Consider the following 21,091-nt stretch of genomic DNA (forward strand, 5'->3'; position numbering starts at 1 on the left):
CGCTCCGCGAAACAGTTCGACTGCCGACACCAGCGACATCGGATCAGCGGCGGGCGATCCGCCCAGTTGGTCACTGGATTACCGGATGCGCCGCCCGCCGAGATCTCGCTCCTCTCATCGTGCATCCGGGTGGCCGGACAGGAAGGCAACGCATCGATTCGGGAGCCAGACCGGGCCACCGAAACCACGCCGTCGACTATGGGTTAGATACTCTCTCCACCCCACGGAAGGCGAAACGACAGACGACAAGAGACACGCCGAACTGGAGCGGAAAGTTTGCGATGATATCGGAGTAAGTTCGCTCGTGCGTGACAAAAAGCAGTACAATCGGGACGAAGATCACCACATATCGAGGATCCGAAAATGGGTGCAGCACATCGTCGACTATCCTGCAGAAGCCTCCGAGAAGGAACATCCCAGCCGCAACCACCAGAAGTCCGCCGTAACGATAGAGATCAGCTATCGGCGAAACCGCGGCGGCCGTATACAGGCTCGGGTCGGCGCCATAGTAGTCCTGATTGAAGGTGTATCCATTAACTGCTATCGGTTTAGTAGGCCACAGTGCTCGCGGTATGACTGTCAGTATCGGTGCCAGCACGAGTTCCCTCGGGTCGCGCTCAGGAACGATAGCCGGTGTACGCTGAACAACAATCGCAATGCTGTCTATTCCACGCAGACGTCCAGACAGGTACTTGGTGGTACCATTCGACTCGGCGGAACCCGACCCTCGGTCACTGACTGTACTGGACAGTAGATCTGGTGCTGAACTCAGTGCGGCGCCTGTCCCGAGGTGCGAGTCATGACCGCGGACCAGATCCCGGTATGCCGCATTGAACGGGATCACCACAAAGACAAACACCAGTGCGGCCGAGCCAAGTACTCGAACCGGGAGGCGCCTGCGCACCGCAACATAGGCGACGCAGGCGCTCGCGATGGTTATTACGAACTGGCCTTTCATACCGCTGATCAACGCGAACGCTATTTCGATGAGGGCGAGCGTGGCCACACACGCGCGACGCCGGGCGCCACCGTGGCGGCCCAGATCGACCGTCGCAATCATCAGAGCGGCCACGCCGAGGTTGGCTGCTACTGACAGGGGATAGGCGAAGGCGCTCGAAGCACTGACACGCGTGGAGACGTCGCCCAGGTACCCGTACTGGCCGAGCGCCAGCAGAAGAAGCCTGGCTCCCGTGGCAGCGGACGCCAGGATCCATGGAACCGCGGGTGAGCGCAGACGGAAATGGGAACCTGGCGCCGCAAGCCTGCCGAACTTCCGTGCCACGGCCGTCGCCGCACGCCCCAGAGTCAGTAGATATCCGGCCGTCCAGATCGCGACGGCAAGGCTGACGACCTTGAGGGCCTCGAGCACGCTCGCTCGGTCGATCTGGGCGACCAGGCCCACCTGCGGAGCTGTCCATGTCGTCGTCAACAGACCAAGGACCAGGCCGGTCCATGCCAGATACCAGGGCCCAAGGCGAATCTGGCCGAGACCGCCGCTTCGGCCGCAGCGCGCGCCGACCAGCATGATCGCGCTGATGCATTCCAGCGTCAGCGCGACCGACCGCAGGGTGATCATGGAGTTCTCGGAGAGACTCCACAGCCCTTCTACTGACCACAGCACCAAACTCGCAGCCGCCAACGGAGCCCAGGCCACGGGGATGGCGGCCAATACCGGTGACGAGCGATGTCCCTGCGGCAGCGTCCCGACTGGGGTCACCACAAGATTTCCAGTAGCTGCGTGAGACGGGCCTGGTAGGTGTGATCCCGATGGCTTCGAACTGTCGCGGCATCACCGATAGAACGTGCTGCAGGTCGATCGCCTGTGCACCACTTGATGCGACCTATCAGTTCTTCGAAGGTCGTGAACCCAAGAACCTCCCGATCCTCTTCATACAGACTCTCCAGCGGAGGTCGACGCTCGCACAGGACAACGGCACCGCACGCCGCAGCCTCGAACAGGCGGCAGTTGACACTGGTCATCTCCGCCGGATGCAGGGCGTTCACGACCGCGAGTGCCTCGCGGAAGACCTTTGCCTTCTCGACCCCTGCCACGTAGCGACCCGTGTGCCTCCTGACAAGTCGCTCGTCCCGAAGCCATCTTGGAATCGGCGGGCCGTAGATCTGGACTTCGACCCCGTAACGGATCAGCTCTGTTATCAGCCGGGCGCGGCTGGGGTACATATTGCCGGCGAACACTACATAAGGTTTCTCCTCCACGGAGCCAGGTGGCCGGTGCCGGGCCGGATTGCAAGCCTCCGGTAGATAATGCGCCGGAAGGCCGAGGACGTCGACCAGTCTGGTCGTCAGCAGGGGGTCCTTGAAGAAGAGGGCGTCGTAGTCGCCCAGCAGAAACTGCTGGCGCCCCAGGTTGGCGACACAGTCAGGAAACCACAGGCACACGCGGATGCCGAGCCTCCTGAGGCTCCGCACTGTCTGCGGGAGAAGCGCCGAGATCGCTATCACTGCGCTCACGCCCTCGCGTTCTGCACGCTCCACGATCTGTCTCTGATAGGCTACGTCAATCCTGTCGAGCGCACTGCGCAGAGCAAGAACCGGCCTGCCGGCCCAGCCGTTCGGCGTTGGAACCGCAGGTCCGAGAGAAATCGGCTGGACGCCGATGTCGGGAAGACACTCCACGATGTTCTCAGCGAAGCTGTCGAATCCAAGCGGGCCGACCACTCCTACACGTTCCCGGCCGCCGGAGACTCGATCGTCGGTCACCACGGGGGCTTCCTCTACGTTTCCCACTCGAGTCATACGGCGCTTCCTCTTCCGGTACTTGTGGCGGCCTTCCGCATGAACGGCCCGCGCCGCATGGAAATCAGCTGCCTCGATCTCATCAGAACGGTGTTCAGTGGTATGTCGAGGACTCCCAGCACCGAACGGAGCAGCAGGATAAAGGTGATTCCGCTGGCGACGCTGGAGGCGATTGCCGCGCCATAGATCCCCATAGTCGGGGTCAATGCCACCACGAGTGCGAACTTGGCAACCAGGTCAATGAGCTCACACCGTGCCACCGCAATGTTCTCGCCCAGGCCGCGGAGGATCTCGTGCATCGTGCGGTTGCAGCCGATGAGCGCGACACCGCCGGCCATGATCCAGAGGAGGTCGACGCCGCCTCGGAACTGCTCACCCAGCAGTGCCACGAGAAAGAATGGAGCCGCGGCGCTGACAGCAATGACGATCAGGGTCCCACTCAGTAGGCTCGCGGACACCGCAGCGAAGGTTATCCGCAGAATACTGCTCCTGCGCGACACCTCGGTGGCCTCGCTCGACCTATATGCGGCCAGGCGGGGCATCGCGACGAGGCCGAACGCCGAGCAGAGCGGAATACCCACGATAATTATCGAGTTTGCGACTGTGTAGCGACCGAGCTGCGCCGGCTCCACCAGGACTGCCAGCAACAGGACGTCGAGCCTCGATGCCAAAGCGAGTGGAATGCTCGACAGTGTGGTGGCGGAGCCGTAGCGAGCAAGCTCCACGCCGACGTCACGGCGTACGCGGCCTCGCCCCGGCAGCGTCCGGCCACCGAGTATCGCCGCGAGCAGGGCCTGTAGGGCGATCGACGCGGTCAGGCACCATACGGCCCACGTGACCGTGAGCGTTGTCCCCAAAACGACCAGAAAGATCAATATGCAGTAAGCGGCCGGCTGCATCACGCGCACCAGGTTCCAGGCCGAGATGCTTGTCGCCTGTAGCGCGAATACCCAGCACGCACCGGCAAAGATCAGCGGCTGGGCTATGAAGGCCATGCGGAACGCGTCGACCGCCTCGGTCGTGATCCACGGAGCGGCGAGTATCCCGGCGACACCCACTGCCAGACCGCTCACGAAGAGAATCAGGGCTCCGGTTTTCACGACATCCCGACCCTGGGACGGGTTTTTCGCAACGAAGTAGCAGATCGCGGCGGTGATTCCTCCTTCGCAGATCGTGGCGGCCGTCATCGTATAGGCGACGATCGCCGCGTAGGTGCCTCGTCCAGACGCTCCCAGGACGCGTGCCAGAAAGAGTCCGCTGACGAGTCCGAAGAGGGTTATGAGGATGCTGCTGCCCGCCGTCGACCGAACCGCCCTGAAATATCCACCATCTGCACCTCGACGGCGGCGCCGTTTCCCTGTCACGTTGTCTGGTTTCTAGGAAAACGCACCCGCTTCAGCTGCGACACGACGTGGTCAAAACGTTCCCATTTCGGCGTCAACGCAAGAACATTGGACGAGAACCTGCCCTGGCCGGACAGCCCATGCGGACTCAGGTTCATAATCCGGTAGCCGAGGCTGGCGAGGTTGTCGACGATGGCGGCCGCTGTCATCCCACGTCGCTCGAGATGGGCTGGCAGAAGCTCCAGCAGCAAGGCCGGGCGCGCTGTCGAGAGGAGATCCGACGCGCCCTGCAGGACGTCCAGCTCGAAGCCCTCAACATCGATCTTCACCAACACGGGTGGCCGGCGGGTGGCGGCGTAGGCGTTCAGGGTGGTCAGTGGCACGCTGACATCAGGCTGACTGCCGTCGGTCACCGGGTGGGCGAGCCCGGAGGCGTTCCGGTGTATTCTCATGCCGATATTTCCCACGCTGGCGCCGACAGCGGAGGGCGAAATACGCACATTCTGCAGCTGGTTCTGTTCGACGAGTGCCGCGAGTATCGCTCGTGTCCCGTCCACCGGTTCGAAGGCGTGAACCTCTCCGTGACCGGCCACGAGCCCGGCCGCCCACAGGGTGTAGATGCCGATGTTCGCACCGACGTCGTAGCAGCAGTCGCCGGGCTCGAGAATGGCCGAAAAGACCGGTTCAAGGGCCGGTGGTCGGTAGGCCAGCGATGCAAGGGACATGACCGACCCATCTCGGCAGTTGTCCAGCGCGAATGTCATGCCATTTGCCAGCCGGCCAGACAATGGCCCTGTGTACTGCCCGCTTCGCCCCCGCACCAGAGACGTCAGCCGGTCCCGGCCCCTCATTTCTGGTAGCCACGCGCCAAGCCGGGTAGCCGCCCGCCAGCGCATCGGACCACTCGTACGAAGGTCTACATCAGATGAGATCTTCAAGCCCTCGTCAGACACGCGGCCTTTTTACCACGCCAACCGTTCGATGTAGCGGATCCGACCTGTGTCGCGCAATGTCGATCACCTGTTCGCCGGGTGCTTCAGAAAGACAGAAGAATTGCCACATGTCGCGACTGCGGCGAACAGGGAGGCATAAACGTACCCGGCAGGCCCGCGTCGGCGGACAGGGAGCCGGGAGCCGGATCCCCAGGCAAGGCAGGAGTCGCGCCCGCCTCGCGCGCGCTGTTGTCGGTGCGGTTCAGGGTAGGATCCCCGCCACCACAGGGCGACCACGCAACCGGCTCGACCCGGAATGCGATACGAGTCTGGCAGAGGATGGCACTGGGGAGGGGTGACCTCGCCCGCGCACGAGGCTCGCAGCTTCGTCGCAGCGGCAGTGCGAGGTACCTCGACGCCAAGGGACACGGGACCAGCATGGCGCCACACTGACCCGCTCGTTAGCGAGGCTCTGCCGGCGGATCACGGGTGGCCACCACCTGCTCGATCAGGAGAACGGGATTCCGTCGGTTTCCTCGCTGGAACGGAGCAAGGCAGGCACCAGGACCGCCACCGATAGAAACACAGCCGCCCTGAGCAATCGCCCCGAAACTGCCCATGACCTCGAATGTCCCGGTTTGGCGGGCGCGGAGCCCGACGCGCGAATCCCAACCCGCACCCGCCGGCCTCTATCGGTCGATAGACCCATTGAGATCGACGACTCGCCGACCCAGCCCGAGAATTCATCCCGGAATGCTCGATCAGTAGGATCACAGGCATGTTTCGATATTCCTTTCGCCGCACGGTCGCGACGAGAGAGCCGACCCAGAGTCCCAGCCGACTTCTACTCCTCGCGCCATCCCAAGGTCTCGGCGGCGGCATCGAGCGGTACCTGGCGACCGTGGAGGAATGCCTCCGAGCCGGCGGAGTCGAGGTGCACCGGATCGATATGCTTCGCCCGGGGCAGAGCCTCACCGCAGCCCACAGAGTCCGCTTCGTTCTCCGAGTGATACGCACCGGCCTGCGACTGGGACGGATGGACTGCGTGATGACCGGCCATCGCAACATGATCCCACTGGCAGCTGTGGTCGCGAAAATCGTGGGCGCCAGGACGGCCCCGATCGTATTTCACGGCAACGACATCTGGGAGCTGGGGCGGTCATATCGTGCCATGGTCTCTCGGAGCTCCACCCTTTCTCCTATCACCGTCAGTTCCTACAGCGCCGGGGCGTTGTCAACGCTCGGGCTCGCGCCGATTCTCCCGCCGGGTATCGCGCCCGCCTGGCGCACAACGCTCATCAAGGAGGGCCAGCAGCGAAGGGCACCGGCCGCCGTCCCAACAGTGCTGAGTGTGTTCCGACTGCCAGCCTGGGAAGACAAGGGCCTGCCCGTCCTGGCCGAGGCACTGGCGGCAATCAGACAGCGCACGGGGCCGGTTCGGCTTGTTGTCGCGGGCCACGGTCCGCAACCGAAGGCACTGCGGGACTTCGCCTCGGCTCATCCGGAGCTGGAACTGCATGAGAACCCCGATGACCATTTCCTTGCCAGCCTGTATGGCGAGGCCGATCTTTTCGCGCTGTGCACTCGCACCAGACCTCCGAGCACCGGCGAGGGCTACGGAATCGTGCTGCTCGAGGCCCAGCTCGCGGGATGTCCGGTAGTCGGTCCCGCATCCGGCGGATCATACGATGCGTATCACGACGGGCTGACGGGGCTGACGCCTGCAAACGAATCCAGTGAGGCCCTGGCTGCCGTACTGCTGGACCTGCTCACCAACAGGTCTCGCCTTGCTCGGATGAGCAGCCGCGCAGCCGAACTCGCGGCGGCCACAACTGATCCCGGCGAATACGCCCGAAGAGTCATCACCGCGCTTATCGGAGCTCCGCCGGCAGACAGTCAAGACCCCGATTTCCCCAAGCAGCGCACGGCCGCCGAACACCTGCTCGAGAGTAGCGTCCGAAGCTGATACCAGCTCAGTACGCCATCGTGATCGACCCGACGTGCCGTGCCCGCCGTACCGGGAACCGTGCCGTGCCCGCCGTACCGGGAACACTGCCTGCCCCCGTTCTCGATCAGCTGGCTGCCGCTGTCACCGACGGTCGTCACCGGCCGTCGGTGACAGCGGCCCGCGGCCCGCGCCGGGAACGGACCGCGGGGATCCCGGTGACCAGCGGGGTCAGGGCGTGGCCGTCGTGAAGGTTCGCCGGAGACACCGGCGACCAGCGGGAGACCGGCGGCGTCGGTGAGCACATGCAGCTTCCAGCCGGCCTTGCCCCGGTCAACCGGACTCGGACCAGTCAGCGAGCCCCCTTCTTCGCCCGCACGCTCGCGGAGTCCACGATCGCCGAGGCCCAGTCCACGTTCCCGGCGGCACCGTGCCGGTCAAGCACCGCCCGATGCAGCCGGGGCCACAACCCGGCCCGGGTCCAGGCCTGGAACCGACGATGCGCCGTCGGCACACTCACGCCGAACGACGGCGGCAGATCCCGCCACGCACAGCCCGACGTCAGCACGTACACCACCGCCGTGAGCACCGCCCGCTCCTCCGCCGGAGCCGTCCCCCCGCCCTGCGGACGCGGCGTGAAGGGGGGCAACAGAGGCTCCACGAGCTCCCAGAGCTCGTCCGGTACCAGCCGCAGGGCAAGGCGGTCACTCACCCCTCAGATCATGCAAGAAGATCCACTACACCCACGCGAGACACGCTCTAAACTGCGTTGGATGTTGACAAAATGGAGAAGACAAGCCGCTCCCAATCACGCGTTTCCACGGGAAAGAATATATCCAGTTAACGTCGGGTAGCCGGGGGATCTCACCCCCGGGGCTACCCCGGCTCCCGGCATGACGATCTCTCGTCACCGGGCTCCTGTCATCCCGTACGTGAGGATTCCGCGGCCCGTGACCACCGGGCGAAGAGCAGCGTGCACACGCCTGGTCACGAAGGAACTCACCAGCGCTTTCTCATACATGGACGCGTCAACGCCACCACTGGGAACCCCGGTGCGCGGCCGGCTATCCTCGGACGAGAGCCACCACCGGTCCATGCCGTTCCACCACCCTCAGCCCTGCCATCCGAGCCGCGTCGATAAGGTCCGTCGGGGCCACGACTTTCCCGCCGAAGCTGGTCTCATGCAACTCGATCACCGCTCGCCGGCATCCCTCCAGCGAGCCGGGGTCACCCAGCAGATAGGACGCCTCGCCACCCTCGATGTCCGAGACGAGGTCGAAATCGTCGATCCGATGTCTGGCCAGGATCTCCCGCAGCGTTGTGGACGGAACGGTGATCTCGCCGCCACTGAGCCCGTTATCGTTATCCGCCACACGCGAGCACTGGGCGCTCGCCGCGAGTTGGAACGGCACGGGCCCGGTCCGTTCGGTCACTGCCGCGTTTTCGACCTCAAGCGCGATATCGTGCCGGTAGCGAATCGCACGCCGACGTAGACCGTCGACGAGATGCGGGTTTGCCTCAAGGCACACCAACCGCCCACCTGTGCCCAGCACGGATGCGATGTGCGCGGTGGTGATCCCAAGGCTGGAACCGAGCTCAACCACAGTCCGCGCATCCTGGAGATGGCGGCGGATCATGCGTATCTCTGCGCTCTCGTATGTTCTCCAAAACATCTCCGCACGGACCTGTGGCGTGAATTCTGGATCACTCACATCGAACAACAGACCGTGATTGCGTATCCTGTTCCGAGTCGCGACCGAGACGATGTGCCCCATCGTCGGCCTGGTTAGCACACGCGCCACCTTGATCTTTACTCGAGGTGTCGCGGTCAGGTAGTTCGATGCCATTGACTCCAGTCTCCCCTGTCGACCGGCAACACCGGCGCATTGAGTGAAGGTGCACCTGTCGAGATATCAGATCTGCGCACTGCTCACCGATGAAAACGCCCGGACGAATCCTTCCACGGTCGCATCGATGCCGATCTCCGAGGCAATATTTGTGGATTCCTTGGACATTCTTTTCAGGTCTTCTGGTCTCCTGCTCAGATCGTCGAGGATTCGGGCGAGGTGCTGGACGTCCCCAACCGGATAGACGACGCCGTTTCGTCCAGACCGGACGTCGTCGGTCGCTCCGACCGAGCCCACCCTGTCCGTGGTGATAACCGGGAGGCCGCACAGCACCGCCTCCTTGATTGCCAGCGGATGCGCATCCTGTTCGGCTGGGTGCAGGCAGACATCCGCGGCCGCATAAAGCTTCGGCAAACGTTCCTGGTCGGCGAATCCGACGAGCCGCAGGGCGCCGTCCAGCTCCGTCGCGGCCGCCTCCAGGTGCGGCCGCAGTTCCCCGTCGCCCGCCAGCACCGCAACAATCGGAGTGCCGCCCGCTCCGGCCGACCTCACCGGAGCAGCCGTACCCACTGAATGCACTGGAACCTGTGAACGCGCCCAGTCCGGCGTGACGCGCGCGGTCGCGGGTGAGCCCGCCGCGATGACGCGCAGCGCGCCCGCGATGTCCAGTGGGCGCTTGCGCTGCACCAGCTTGCCGACGAAAAGAGCTACGAACGCGTCATCGTCGATAGCCAGTTCGGCGCGCACGGCGGCCCGGTGTTCCGCCCGTCTGAACAGCGCGGTCCGGAAGCTTTCCTCGTCGGTCGGGTATGGGGTCCGGAACATCCTGTTCCGCGGCACACCATAGTGTGCAAGGTAGGCCTCGTTGTTGTCACCGATAGTGGCGAATCCGCGGAACAGCCGGAGCAAGGGTGGCAACGCGAGCCGCTTCGCGGCCCGTACCGGAAGTCTCCGTGGGCCGAGCAGCTCGCTGTCGCTGTACATGAGGGCTGGTACTCCACGCAAACGACACCACGCGATCGCCGCGAGGGCATACGCATGCATGTACCCGTGGACGAGGACACATTCCGGACGGAATTCATCGAGCCGCCGCAGGAGTTGCCGGGCAGCCTTCCGGCAACGATTTGGAGAGCGCCAGTCAATCCCCGGATCAAGATCCGCAACGAACTCGTGTGGGTACCCGGATGTGATCGTCGAATCCCACTGAACAGTGATTCCGAACCCGTCGTCATGGTAGCTGTCGAGTCCTGCCCGGGACATGAACATGACCCGTAGGTCGACGCACCGTCCGGCCAGCGCCCGATAAAAGGGCGCGAAATGCTGGATCGGGTGCGAGACGACGACCGCAACTCTCGGCGGATCGTGGGGACGCAACATTGTTCGACGTATCCTCCTAGTCCCCCCGACCTTCCTGGAAAGCGGACCTCGGCCGGTATGGCCGCAGAATCACACTCACCACGGAGATCCTCGTATCGCTGGATCCAGCCGCATGCGGCGGCAGATGGCGAAATCGTGACGGCCAGCCCGACAGAAGTCAAACTCCGTGGTTGTCATGTCGCCAGCGCACCGGCAAAATTCCCGCCAGCAGTATATTGCAGCCGGCACGCCGCAAATCTTGGTCCATGGGGCACCGGACGCAGCATCACGACAAATCCTCAGCCAGTCCTGCCCCGGACAGTCAGCAGGTCCGCCGTTACGACTGCGGCGACGACGCAGGCTGATCGAGACTTCTCCGCGGGTGGGGCATGTGCGCGGCCTCGGCCCGCTGCTCGGAGAGTTCGGCTCGGAACCAGTCGATGGTCCGGCCAAGGCCATCCCGAATGTCCACAACGGGTGCCCAGCCCAGCTCCGCGCGAGCCCGCGTGATGTCTGGCCGACGGATCAACGGATCGTCACCTGGGCGGGGCGTGAAGGTGATCGGAAGATCCACACCGCATACCTCGATAACGAGACGGGCCAGGTCCAGAATGCTCATCTCGTGGGGATTTCCGATGTTCAGTGGTCCGGCCATGGTGCCGGCCAGGACCCGTATCACGCCTTCCACCAGATCGTCGACATAGCAGACTGACCGTGTCTGCGTTCCGTCGCCGGTGACCGTCAGCGCCTGCCCGGTCAGGGCCTGGGTGACGAAGGTCGGAATCGCCCGGCCGTCGTCCGGACGCATCCGCGGGCCGTAGGTGTTGAAGATCCGGACTATCGCGGTATCCAGGTCCTGGGCCACCCTATACGCCGAAACAAGCGCCTCGGCGTATCTTTTCGCCTCGTCATACATGCTGCGCGGACCGATCGGATTCACGTTGCCCCAGTACTCCTCCGGCTGTGGATGCACCTGCGGGTCGCCGTAGACCTCGGAGGTCGAGGCCAGGATGAACCGGGCACCTTTGCGACCGGCGGCCTCAAGGGCGTTGAGCGTGCCGAGAGCACCCACCTTAAGCGTTTCCAAGGGAAACCTTTGGTAGTCGACGGGAGATGCCGGCGAGGCGAAGTGGAGAACGGCGTCGACCGGGCCGGGCACGTCGATCGCCGCAGTAATGTCCTCACAGCGAAAGTCGAAGTGGGGATGATCCACAAGGTGCGCGATGTTTGCCATTTTCCCGGTCAGGAGGCTGTCCAGACACACCACCGCATCGCCCAGTTCGAGCAGGCGGTCACACAGATGACTGCCGACAAATCCGGCACCTCCGGTAACAACGACACGCATGGGAGTACCCCTTCCCTTTCTCACCGAGTGGTGATCGTGCACCAACTGGCTGCCGTGTGCCGATCCCTGGTCGGTGACGCCACCGTGGCCGCCTGATCCTGGGCGGAATGCCGGATCGGTCAGCAGAAACGGAGAGAAGCGCCCGAGTTACCGGAAGCCGCGTCCGACAATAGCTGCGACGCCACTGTGAATCCACGACATCGCACTGCACGTTTTCACCGGCCGAAATATGCCGCGCCGCCCTCTCCGCCCGCCTTGCCTAGCTGAACCGCGGGGTGGCCGCCAGCGCGCCGACGGTTTGACGTGCCCATGCCGTGTAACGCCTCATTCCGGCAGGTAGGGCGGCTCCAACCGCCCGATGCTCGCCTCGGACAACACGTGGGTGATGAGGTCCGCCCAGTGGTGCATGTCGGCGGACTCGAGAGTCGGATGGACGAGGAACGCCAATGATGTCCGGGCCAGTTCGGCGGCGGTCGGCAGCGCATGGGCAGGTCTCCACGCGGCGGGGAAGGCCGCTTCGCGGTAGACCTCACCGCAGCTCCCGACGCTGCACGGGACTCCGGCGGCGACGAGGGTAGCCAGGATTCGGCCCCGATCCCAGCCGTCGCGCAGCCGCTCCGGCCGGATGAACCCGTACCAGCGGTAATAGGCGTGTTCGACCCACGGCGGTGGTGTGGTCGTACGCAGGACGGGCAGCCCGGCAAGCCGCGCGGTGAGGACAGCAGCGTTCCGACGGCGCGCCGCGAGGTCGGCAGGCAACCGCGGCAGGGCGGCCCGCCCGACGGCGGCCGCTATCTCGTGCATCCGGGCGTTGGTGCCGAACGAGTCATGTACCCAGCGATATCCCGTGCCAGTGGCGGGCTGATGCGCCTTTTTCCAGCTCTTGCCGTGATCTTTGTAGGACCACGCCGCCTGATGCAGTGCGGGATCATTTGTCGTGATCATTCCCCCTTCGCCGGCCGTGGTGAGGATCTTGTCCTGGCAGAAGGACCAGGCGGCCACATCGCCCCAGGAGCCGACAGGGCGTCCGTGCAACCGCGCACCGTGCGCCTGCGCGCAGTCCTCGACTACTGCGATGCCGTACTCGCGCGCGAGCTCGAGCAGGCCCGCCATCTCGACCGGCCATCCGGCGAGATGCACCGCGACGACGGCCTTGGTCCGCGCTGTGATTCCGGCCAGTACGGTCTGCGCGGTGAGGTTCTGGGAGTCGGGGTCCACGTCGACCACGACAGGTCGGGCGCCGAGCGCGACGACACAGCTCGCGGACGCGATGAAGGTTCGACTCGGCACGATCACCTCGTCGCCCGGACCGACGCCGAGGACCCGTAGTGCGATCTCGAGCGCCATCGTTCCGTTCGCCACAGCCACGCCGTACTCGCAGCCGACCGCTGCCGCGAACTCCTCCTCGAATCGACGGCCCTGAGTGCCGGTCCAGTAGTTCACCGCGCCGCTGCCGAGCACCTCGACGGCGGCGGCGACCTCGGCATGGCCGAAGACAGGCCAGGTGCCGCGCACCGCGGATTCTTCCCGGGGCGCGACGGTCTGGGCTCGCAGTCGCACCGGGGTCAGGCCGGTGGGCATGGACTCGGTCATGCGACGCCTCCGGCCAGCACACGCGGCGGTGGGTGCTGGCCGTCTCCGGTCCGGTCAGCGCTCAGGGGCGCAACGGTGCGCGGGTGGCCGCGACGCCGGCGAGGATGCGATCCGGCCGCTTGCCCGCAGCGGCATCCGCCCTCGCCCTGGCAGCTCCCGAAGTCCTGGGTGACGCCGTCGGCGCCGTAGGTGCCGGCACCAGCCACCGCCGTCAACAGGGCACGCCAGAGGATGACGAGGTCGAGACGCAGGCTCCAGTTGTCGATGTACCACAGGTCCAGTTCGATCCGGCGATCCCAGCAGATCTGGTTCCGGCCGTTGACCTGGGCCCAGCCGGCGATTCCCGGGTGCGCCCGGAGCCGGCCCATCTGTCTGGCGGAGTATCGATCCACCTGGCTTCGTACCGTCGGCCGGGGCCCGACCAGGCTCATCTGCCCAGCCAGCACGTTGAACAGCTGGGGCAGCTCGTCGATGCTCGCCCGGCGGAGCACGCGCCCGACTCTGGTTGTCCTCGGGTCGTTTCGCCCGGCCAGCAGCCCGAGTCCGGCTTGCTCGGTTCCTACCGTCATCGTCCGCAGTTTGAGCATCGTGAACGGTTCACCGGCGACGCCGACTCGCTCCTGCCTGAACAGCACCGGGCCGCCGTCGTCCACCTTGATGGCAGCCGCGGCGAAGGTCAGCACAGGCATGGCCACAGCGAGGCCCGCCAGGGATCCAACGATGTCGACTGCCCGTTTCACGCCTGGAAGGGGCACCTGCTCGACGGATGGGGAGGACCATCCGGCGGAGGGCTGCGTGGCCAGGTCCGCCGGCGACGCCGGAGGAGGCGCTGAGCGCTGCCGAGGTATCGCGACCGTAGTCATGTCCACATGCGAAACTTACTATGAGTAAGATCATTGTTACGTCAAGGGGCCGCTGTACTCTAACGGTGAGTCACTTTGAATCACCACACGTAGTGGCAACCGTCCTGGGGACGCGGCACCGGCCGTGCGGAGGGGATGAGAACATTGCACCGAGCCCGACTTTTCCGCGCGAGGGCGGCATCGGATGCCGCACCCACCGCCGGCCTCGCGGCCGGCTACGCGCGCCTCATCCAGCGCGGCTCCCGCTGCGCCGCCCTGGTCGCCTCCTGGAGCAGGATCATCCTGGTGCGGATGACGCAGCCCGGAATCCAGGTGGGGTTCGACTCCTTCATCGGGCCCGGCTGCACGATCCGCTGCGCTCCCCGCGGCACGATGGTCCTCCGGCGTACCGTCCTCATCCGGAATGTCCAGCTCGAGGCCGCCGACGGAGCGCGCCTCACCCTCGACACGGCCGTTCTCGGCGCCCACTGTGTGGTCGTGGCCCGCCAGCGGGTGGTCGTCGGCGCCGGCAGCCTGCTGGCCGAGATGAGCGTGGTCCGCGACCAGGACCACGTGGTCGGCCCCGGTATCCAGGGCACCGCGATGCTGTTCGCCGCGGCGCCGGTGACGCTCGGGCGCAACGTTTGGCTTGGCGCGAAGGCCACTGTGCTGCGGGGCGTGACCATCGGCGACGATGCGGTGGTCGGCGCGGGCGCGGTGGTGACCAGAGACGTACCACTCGGGGCCAGGGTCGGAGGCGTGCCAGCGGTGCCGTTGGACACGTCTCGCCGCGATGCCGCGCCTGCCGGTGAGCGGACCGATGTCGCCGCCGCAGTCCCGGCCACGGCTGCCGCCCCGGTCGTTCTGCCTGCGCCGCGCTCCGCGGTGCAGCCGATCCCCCCGGGCGAGCCGGCTCCGCGAGAGCCCCACACCCGGACTCGGTGACACGGAAGAACCTCACACCGTGAGCACCCCGACCCGGGCGGCGGGTGGGTCAGCCGGGAGGGTCGCTGACCCGCGGCCCGCCCGGCGTCAGCGGTGCTCGAACAGCTCCTGCAGCCGCCGGTGCTTCTCCTGCTCGGGCAGCAGGCCGGTACCCACCGAGGCGGCGAGAGTACGGGCGCGGAAGTCCGCAGCGGATCCCACGACCCGCGCCGGCACCCCGGCCACCACCGACCCCGCAGGGACATCCCGGTTCACCAGCGCACGCGCGCCGATCACGACCTCGTCACCGATGGTCACCCCGGGCATGATGAGCGCACCGAGACCGATGAAGACGTTCGACCCAACGGTGATCGGGGCGACGACGTCTGCCTCGGGATGATCGTCACGCAGAACCCAGACGGCCCCGTCGTGGGTCACGAACCTGACCTCGGCCGCGACCACCACGTGGTCACCGAGGCGGATCAGGTACGGCTCACTACCGAATGTCGACCCGGTGACGCCGATCAGCCGGCAACGGTCACCCAGGCGTACCCCGATCCGCCGGGCGTAGCCGATCGGATCCGTCCGCTGCTGGTAGCGCAGGTGAAGGGCGGCCGGGGCCCGGCGGACGATGCCGACGAGGCCGTCAATCCCGTGCTTCGGGCGCTGGTACCCATGCTCGGTCACTGCCTGTGCTCCCATCTCACGATCCGGCCGCACCGAGAATCGCGTCAGCGATATATCTGCGGTTCTTCTCCTGATCGAGCAGTTGCTCGGCCCGCGCACGCGCGGCCCGCCCGCGCCGAGCCAGACCGTTCTCACCGGTCTCCCCCCGCAGCGCCGCCTGGTGCAGATCGAAGGCCGCGCGCAGGGCGACCGTGAGGGCCGCGGGATCGCCGGGCGGCACCAGCCAGCCGTTGTGGTCCCCCACCAGCTCCGGCAGCCCGCCCACAGCCGACGCGATGCTCGGCACCGCGCAGGCGGACGCCTCCGCGACGGCGCCGTAGTTCTCCGACAGCGACGGGCTCACGCTCACGTCGGCCGCCGCATAGAAGGGACGCACATCCTGGGCGGGGCCGGCCCAGACCACCGAGGCGGCGCCGGACAGCCCGGCGGCCCAGTCGCGCAGCCGGTCACGGTAGGCGTCGCCGCCCGGTCCGTGTCCACCGCCGACCAGCACCAGCGTCGCGGGCCCGGAGCGCTCCGTGAACCGGGACCAGGCCTCGAGCAGGACCTCATGCCCCTTGATCCCCTGCCCCCGGTGCACCAGCCGCTTCGGCGGGTAGAAGTAGGCGACGCAGACGGCGACGAAGGCCGACGGGTCCAGGCCGAGCTCCGCTCTCGCCTTCGCCCTGGCGTCATCACCGGGCGGGACGAACGACACGAGGTCGACGCCGTAGGAGGCGGTCGGCAGCCGATCCGGGCGCACACCGAGGGCGAGGTAACGCTCACGGAGGTGCCCCGACGAGCAGACGACCAGGTCGTCCGCCCGGGCAAACCAACGCTCCACCAGCTCGATCAGCCGGTTCTCCAGGTAGAGCGGCCCCGCGACCATGTGCACCCGCGCCGGCCGCCGGGTCGGGCCACGCCCGAGGGAGGCAAACCGCGCGAGCACCGCGGAGGCGTACAGGTGGTAGTGCAGCACATCCGGGTCGAGATCGCGCAGCAGCGTGCGGAGCTGCCACACACCGGCGGCCTGCCGCAACGGCGAGCGCGACGGGACCGGTGCCGGACTGCGCACGACCCGGATGCCGCGCTCGGCGCAGCGCCGCGCGAGCGGGCTGTCCTCCTCGGGAAGCAGCACGACCACCTCGTGACCGTCGTCAGCCAGCGCCGTCAGGATGGGGATCGTCCACAGGCAGCCGTTTCCGGTCTTCAGAACAGTCACGATCCTCATCACCGGCCCGCCTCTCGGCCGCCGCCCCGCTCCCCGCCGCCACGTTCCCCGCGCTGATCCCCGCCGTGCTGTTCGTCCTCCGGCCGGCGCGCGACCCAGATGCAGCTGGCCCCCCAGCGGCGGAGCACGGGCAGTTTGTCGACGGTGAGGCCGAGCGGCCGACTGATCGACCCCGGCAGCTGAGCAAGCCACGGCATCGACCAGGTGGCGAGCGTGAGAAGGGTTCCGTGCAGCCTGACGTCCACCACCTCGAAGCCGAGGCCACGCAGAATCGCGGACATCTCCTCCGGGGCGAAGGCGTACTGGTAGAAGTCCTCCCATTCGTCCGGTGCCGCGGTGGGAGCCACGTCCGGTCCGTTCTCATAGAGATGTCGCCGGCGCTGCAGATACTCGTTCAGGCACGGCGTGGACACGATCGCGACCCCACCCGGCTTCAGAACGCGGTAGGTCTCGGCGAGTATCCGCTCCGGGCCCTCCGCGAAGTGTTCGCACACCCCCGGTGAGTAGACGGCGTCGTAGCTGCCATCAGGGCAGTCGAGTTGTCGGACATCCCCCGACCGCAGGGGCACATCCGGAAGCAGCGTGCGGATCCGGGCCAGTGTCTCCGGGGCCCAGTCAACGCCTTCCGCCGCGAAACCACGGGCCCGGGCCGCGACGGTGAAGTGCGCCAGACCGCAGCCTGCTTCGAGGACCCGCCCGCCTGGAGCCGCCCAGGACAGGAAGGTGGACCGCAGCTGATGAGGCAGGTGTCCGCGCCGGCTCCGGCGATACGACAGACCGATGTCCTGCCAGACGCCGTCCCAGTAGGCCGCATCCGCCTGGGCCGAGAAATAGGCGAGCCGGCCGCCGTGGGCTCCTGGCAGCCACACCACTCGGAATCCCCTGACCGCCGAGGCCGCCCCCGGTCGGCGGACGCCGCGTCGCCGGATCCCGCCGTTGCCGTTGCCGTTGCCGGCGCCGGGAACGGCCCGGCCCGGCCCGCGGTTGATCTCACCCGGGTCGGCGGCACCGGATCGGACCGGGGTCCGTTGAGCTGGCATGGCGGGCTCCCGCTGTTCGTGAGCTGGAATCGACGGCCGGCGCGACGCGACGGACGGAAATGTGGCTGGGGAAATGTGGCTAGGTGGTGCCAGCAGGCTCCGGTTTGGTCGGCGCGAGACTCATCGGCTCGTCGCCGGTCCCCCGGGGCTTGCGGGGATCATGGGGCACGCGAGGATCACGGGGCACGTGGGGATCACGGGCCATCGCGGCTCTGGTCCACAGGCTGACGACCCCATAGGCGATCAGGCTCGCCCACGCCGCGCCCACCATGCCCGCCGCCGGAATCAGGATGACATCAGCGGCCGCGACCACGACCAGTCCGACCAGGCCCGCCGCACCGCACGCCTTGGTCCGGCCCTGACCGCTCAGGACCCGGGCGTCGATCTGGAAGGCCACCAACAGAAGCTCGGCGACCAGAAGCACCCGTAGCGGGGTGACCGCGCTCCGATAGGCATCGCCGAAGAAGAACAGAACAAGGTGGTCCGCGGCGAGCCACATGAGCGCGGCGACTCCGGCCATCACCGCAAACACGCGAACCAGTTCGGCGAACACAGCTCGGGTGCCCATCGTGCCGCTGGCCACCCGGTAGCAGAGCACCTGGCCCCAGGAGGACGGGACAAGCCGGAGAATCTCACTCGCGGTCGCCGCAACGCTGTAGATGCCCACGGCCGACGTCCCCGACATCACCCCGATCAGATACCGGTCGAGCCGGAAGGTCATCGACATCGCGGTGTTCATGCCGAGCGCGGGAACGCCCGTCCGGATCAGCAGCACGGATGCGGCACGGTCCAGCTGGGGCCGGCTCACCAGACCCGCCCGCCGCAGGAGAAGGAACCCGGCGACGCACTGGAAAGCGCCCGCGACGACGGACACCGCGAGAACCGGAGCCACTCGCAGCGTCCCGGCCGATACCTGCAGCACGGCCAGGGCCGCCAGCTGCGCCAGGCAACCCGCCGTGTTGACGAGGGCCGAGGCGATCACCTGGCCGACCGCGTTCAACGTGTCGATCAGCTGGATGCCCAGCAAGGTCGACACGGACAGCAGCCCGGTGAGCACCAGAATTCCGGGACCCCGCTCGGGCGCGTCCGCCAGCCAGAGGGTCGGCCCCACGATGCCGGCGGTAAGCAGGCACTGCGGCACCAGGAGCAGCAGGCTCAGCCCGAGTACGTGGTCGACCGAGACCCGCGGGTCCGTGCGCCCGAGATAGTACCGAGCGGAGGTACCCGTACCCAGCGCGACGAACATCCCGGTGAGACCGGTGACCGTCAGGATCAGGACGAGCTCGCCCCGGCCCCCGACGTCCAGGGCGCGTGCGGTCATCACCGCGACGACCAGGTTCGTCAACGCAGCGCCCAGCGCCGCGGCGGATACGGCGACAGCGGGACCGGCGACACCGGACGCCCGCGCCGCGGAGCGCCCGGCCCCACGCGAGACCGCGCGGTGGCGCCCGCCCGGGGAAGGTGGCTCGGGATGAACGTCGCCCCCGCCGGCAGCACTACCGACGGCGCCACCGGCAGCACCACCGACGGCGGAACCGTGCCCGGCAGGCGGGACAGTGCCGGCACCGGCCCGGCGCACGCCGCTCATCGGGAGGCCAGCGAGCGCAGACCGGCACTCGTCCCCTGCGCCCCCCGCATCCTCTGCGACCCGGGCGACCCCTGCGGCGCCAGTCTCGCCGGCCGCGCGGAGTCGTTCAGGCTGCCGGAGCCCACCTGCGGGGCACGGTTCCACCGGCCGGGCGAGGCGCTGCGCCACCAGTGCCCGGCCGCTCGGACCGCGACCAGCACAACGGTGCCGACCAGGACCTGCATCGGCAGCGGGGTGAAGTCGTTGCGCACCCCGATCAGGAGCGGCACAAGAAGGACGCTGCAGGCCGCGTCGGTCCACCTCGACCGCCAGCCGTCGAGCCAGCCGCACAACAGGCCGATGACGAAGAGGATGGCCACCACGCCGGGAAGGCCGAAGTTGTAGTAGGCCTCGGCGATCGGAGAGCCACCGATCGGACCGGATCGTTCTCGGATGACCGTGTTGAACAGCCGGTCGTCGATCTCGGCCGGTGGCTGCGGGATTCCGAGCAGGCGCCCTTCGATGATGCGGGCAAGCTGACCGGTGTAGGTCCGGCCGCCCGCCGCGGGTTCGCCGTACCCGTCTCGCCAGGTGACCGCCTCCGCTACGGGACGAAGCGACGCCCCCATCTCGGCCAGACCGTCGAGGGGTCCGAAGCCGATCTGGCTCAGCGTGACCTCGGCCAGGCCATGCTGACGGATGTCCCGAAGCGCCCCGACGGCGCTCAGGAGGGCGACTCCCGCCAGCAGCGCGGCCCCTATCCCGGTCCAGCGGCTCGATCCGCGTCGCCCGCCTCGTTTTCCCGCGACGACGGAGTCGCGGGAAAACGAGGCGGGCAGGCGGATCTCGAGGCCACGACCAGCGGCTTTGGCCGGCGGAAACGAGGGGACGTCGCCGGACCGGCGCATCATGTGAGCCACGGCGGCCGCAGCCACCGGGAACAGGATGGTTCCCCGCATACCCAGTGGCAACGCGATCAGCGCGAACAGCCCGAACATCAGGTAGCCCGTCCGGCGTATCCGCCGCCCGCCATCGACGGTCAGCAGCATGAGGCCGAAACCCAGACCGAAATCCAGATAGGGAACCAGCGGATCGCGATATGCCAGGGTGATCAGGTCCTCGTACGATCCGAACAGCAGGCCGCTCCCGCCAGCCCGCCTGATCAGCAGGAGCATCAGGCTGATCGAGGCGGCGAGGATCGCGAATCCGACCACGCCGGTCGCGGCCGACCTCGTCGGCGGTGCAGGTATGTCGGCAGGCATGTCCGTACCGGTCGACCGGTCGCGGTACACCCGGCCAGCCGACGAAGCAGGCAGGGACATTCCCACCGCGGCAGCTGCCACGCCGATCGCCGCGATCGTGAAAATCCGTCCCGTCGAGACGGACAGGATCCAGTCGAAACCGAGCTGCCCGTCGCTGGAGACCAGTGGGCGGTGCAGCGCGAGCGGCAGCGCGAGCCCGAAATGGAACAGGACCAGCAGTACGAGGTAGACCGCCGAACACGAGAGGACGCCCTGCGTCCGGGCCCGGACGCAGAGCGCGACGAGGCACCCGAGCAGGCTGAAGGTCACCGCCGCGACCCCGGCCGGAGGCAGTGCCGAGATCTCCTCCGAGAACGCCAGCAGAGCTGCGAGAATGCCGCCGGCGCCCAGCCGGAAGGCCAGCACCCGCGGGCCCACACCGAAAGCGACGGGCACGCCGGT

The 21,091-nt window shown here is 67.1% G+C and carries 17 protein-coding genes; 2 read left to right on the forward strand and 15 right to left on the reverse strand.

Annotated features, from left to right (window positions below; all coding sequences use genetic code 11):
* Positions 1-196: 196 nt before the first annotated feature.
* From AWX74_RS39395 to AWX74_RS01405, 4 genes are all read right to left on the reverse strand, one after another.
* Positions 197-1,576 (reverse strand): hypothetical protein, encoded by a 1,380-nt coding sequence (locus AWX74_RS39395; protein WP_131799380.1) that lies wholly within the window; start codon positions 1,574-1,576, stop codon positions 197-199.
* A gap of 137 nt (positions 1,577-1,713) precedes the next feature.
* On the reverse strand, positions 1,714-2,724 hold the full coding sequence (locus AWX74_RS01395) for a CgeB family protein (protein ID WP_242666014.1): 1,011 nt from the start codon (positions 2,722-2,724) through the stop codon (positions 1,714-1,716).
* Positions 2,725-2,753: 29 nt separating this feature from the next.
* Entirely contained in the window at positions 2,754-4,121 is a 1,368-nt protein-coding gene (locus AWX74_RS01400; protein WP_091270697.1) for a lipopolysaccharide biosynthesis protein, read from the reverse strand.
* Positions 4,118-4,825 (reverse strand): FkbM family methyltransferase, encoded by a 708-nt coding sequence (locus AWX74_RS01405; RefSeq protein ID WP_226930722.1) that lies wholly within the window; start codon positions 4,823-4,825, stop codon positions 4,118-4,120. Before AWX74_RS01405 ends, AWX74_RS01400 begins: the two co-directional genes overlap by 4 nt.
* A 1,255-nt stretch (positions 4,826-6,080) precedes the next feature.
* On the opposite strand from AWX74_RS01405, the gene AWX74_RS01410 reads away from it, so the two are divergent.
* On the forward strand, positions 6,081-6,998 hold the full coding sequence (locus AWX74_RS01410; RefSeq protein WP_226930721.1) for a glycosyltransferase family 4 protein: 918 nt from the start codon (positions 6,081-6,083) through the stop codon (positions 6,996-6,998).
* Positions 6,999-7,329: 331 nt separating this feature from the next.
* On the opposite strand, the gene AWX74_RS01415 is transcribed toward AWX74_RS01410, so the two are convergent.
* From AWX74_RS01415 to AWX74_RS01440, 6 genes are all read right to left on the reverse strand, one after another.
* Complete coding sequence (locus tag AWX74_RS01415; RefSeq protein ID WP_091270706.1) at positions 7,330-7,689, reverse strand: transposase; 360 nt, start codon at positions 7,687-7,689, stop codon at positions 7,330-7,332.
* Between the two features lie 352 nt (positions 7,690-8,041).
* Positions 8,042-8,824 carry an FkbM family methyltransferase gene (locus tag AWX74_RS01420; protein WP_226930720.1) on the reverse strand — a complete coding sequence of 261 codons (783 nt, stop codon included), beginning with the start codon at positions 8,822-8,824 and terminating at the stop codon, positions 8,042-8,044.
* A 66-nt stretch (positions 8,825-8,890) separates the two neighbouring features.
* Complete coding sequence (locus AWX74_RS01425) at positions 8,891-9,808, reverse strand: glycosyltransferase family 4 protein (protein ID WP_226930719.1); 918 nt, start codon at positions 9,806-9,808, stop codon at positions 8,891-8,893.
* A 709-nt stretch (positions 9,809-10,517) separates the two neighbouring features.
* A complete protein-coding gene (locus AWX74_RS01430) occupies positions 10,518-11,525 on the reverse strand; it encodes a UDP-glucuronic acid decarboxylase family protein (RefSeq protein ID WP_091270714.1) in 1,008 nt (335 codons plus the stop codon).
* Positions 11,526-11,849: 324 nt separating this feature from the next.
* A complete protein-coding gene (locus tag AWX74_RS01435; protein ID WP_091270717.1) occupies positions 11,850-13,118 on the reverse strand; it encodes a DegT/DnrJ/EryC1/StrS family aminotransferase in 1,269 nt (422 codons plus the stop codon).
* Positions 13,115-13,858 carry a sugar transferase gene (locus tag AWX74_RS01440; RefSeq protein ID WP_091270719.1) on the reverse strand — a complete coding sequence of 248 codons (744 nt, stop codon included), beginning with the start codon at positions 13,856-13,858 and terminating at the stop codon, positions 13,115-13,117. The genes AWX74_RS01435 and AWX74_RS01440 overlap by 4 nt, the downstream gene beginning before the upstream one ends.
* A gap of 258 nt (positions 13,859-14,116) precedes the next feature.
* Between AWX74_RS01440 and AWX74_RS01445 the strand changes: the two genes are divergently transcribed.
* Entirely contained in the window at positions 14,117-14,905 is a 789-nt protein-coding gene (locus AWX74_RS01445; protein WP_278184605.1) for an acyltransferase, read from the forward strand.
* 87 nt (positions 14,906-14,992) lie between these two features.
* On the opposite strand, the gene AWX74_RS41945 is transcribed toward AWX74_RS01445, so the two are convergent.
* The 5 genes from AWX74_RS41945 to wzy all read right to left on the reverse strand — a co-directional run bounded on the left by AWX74_RS41945 (position 14,993) and on the right by wzy (position 21,085).
* Positions 14,993-15,571: an acyltransferase gene (locus AWX74_RS41945; RefSeq protein ID WP_193209616.1), complete on the reverse strand. Its 579-nt coding sequence runs from the start codon at positions 15,569-15,571 to the stop codon at positions 14,993-14,995.
* Positions 15,572-15,587: 16 nt separating this feature from the next.
* On the reverse strand, positions 15,588-16,772 hold the full coding sequence (locus tag AWX74_RS01455) for a glycosyltransferase (RefSeq protein ID WP_165615422.1): 1,185 nt from the start codon (positions 16,770-16,772) through the stop codon (positions 15,588-15,590).
* 8 nt (positions 16,773-16,780) lie between these two features.
* On the reverse strand, positions 16,781-17,821 hold the full coding sequence (locus tag AWX74_RS01460) for a class I SAM-dependent methyltransferase (protein WP_091270727.1): 1,041 nt from the start codon (positions 17,819-17,821) through the stop codon (positions 16,781-16,783).
* A gap of 79 nt (positions 17,822-17,900) precedes the next feature.
* A complete protein-coding gene (locus AWX74_RS01465) occupies positions 17,901-19,409 on the reverse strand; it encodes a lipopolysaccharide biosynthesis protein (RefSeq protein ID WP_091270729.1) in 1,509 nt (502 codons plus the stop codon).
* The gene (gene wzy, locus AWX74_RS01470) at positions 19,406-21,085 is read right to left on the reverse strand and encodes an O-antigen polysaccharide polymerase Wzy (protein ID WP_131799381.1); all 1,680 of its coding nucleotides are present in this window, start codon (positions 21,083-21,085) and stop codon (positions 19,406-19,408) included. The genes AWX74_RS01465 and wzy overlap by 4 nt, the downstream gene beginning before the upstream one ends.
* Positions 21,086-21,091 lie beyond the last annotated feature (6 nt).

This window comes from Parafrankia irregularis (assembly GCF_001536285.1).
In the GTDB taxonomy this organism is placed as follows: domain Bacteria; phylum Actinomycetota; class Actinomycetes; order Frankiales; family Frankiaceae; genus Parafrankia; species Parafrankia irregularis.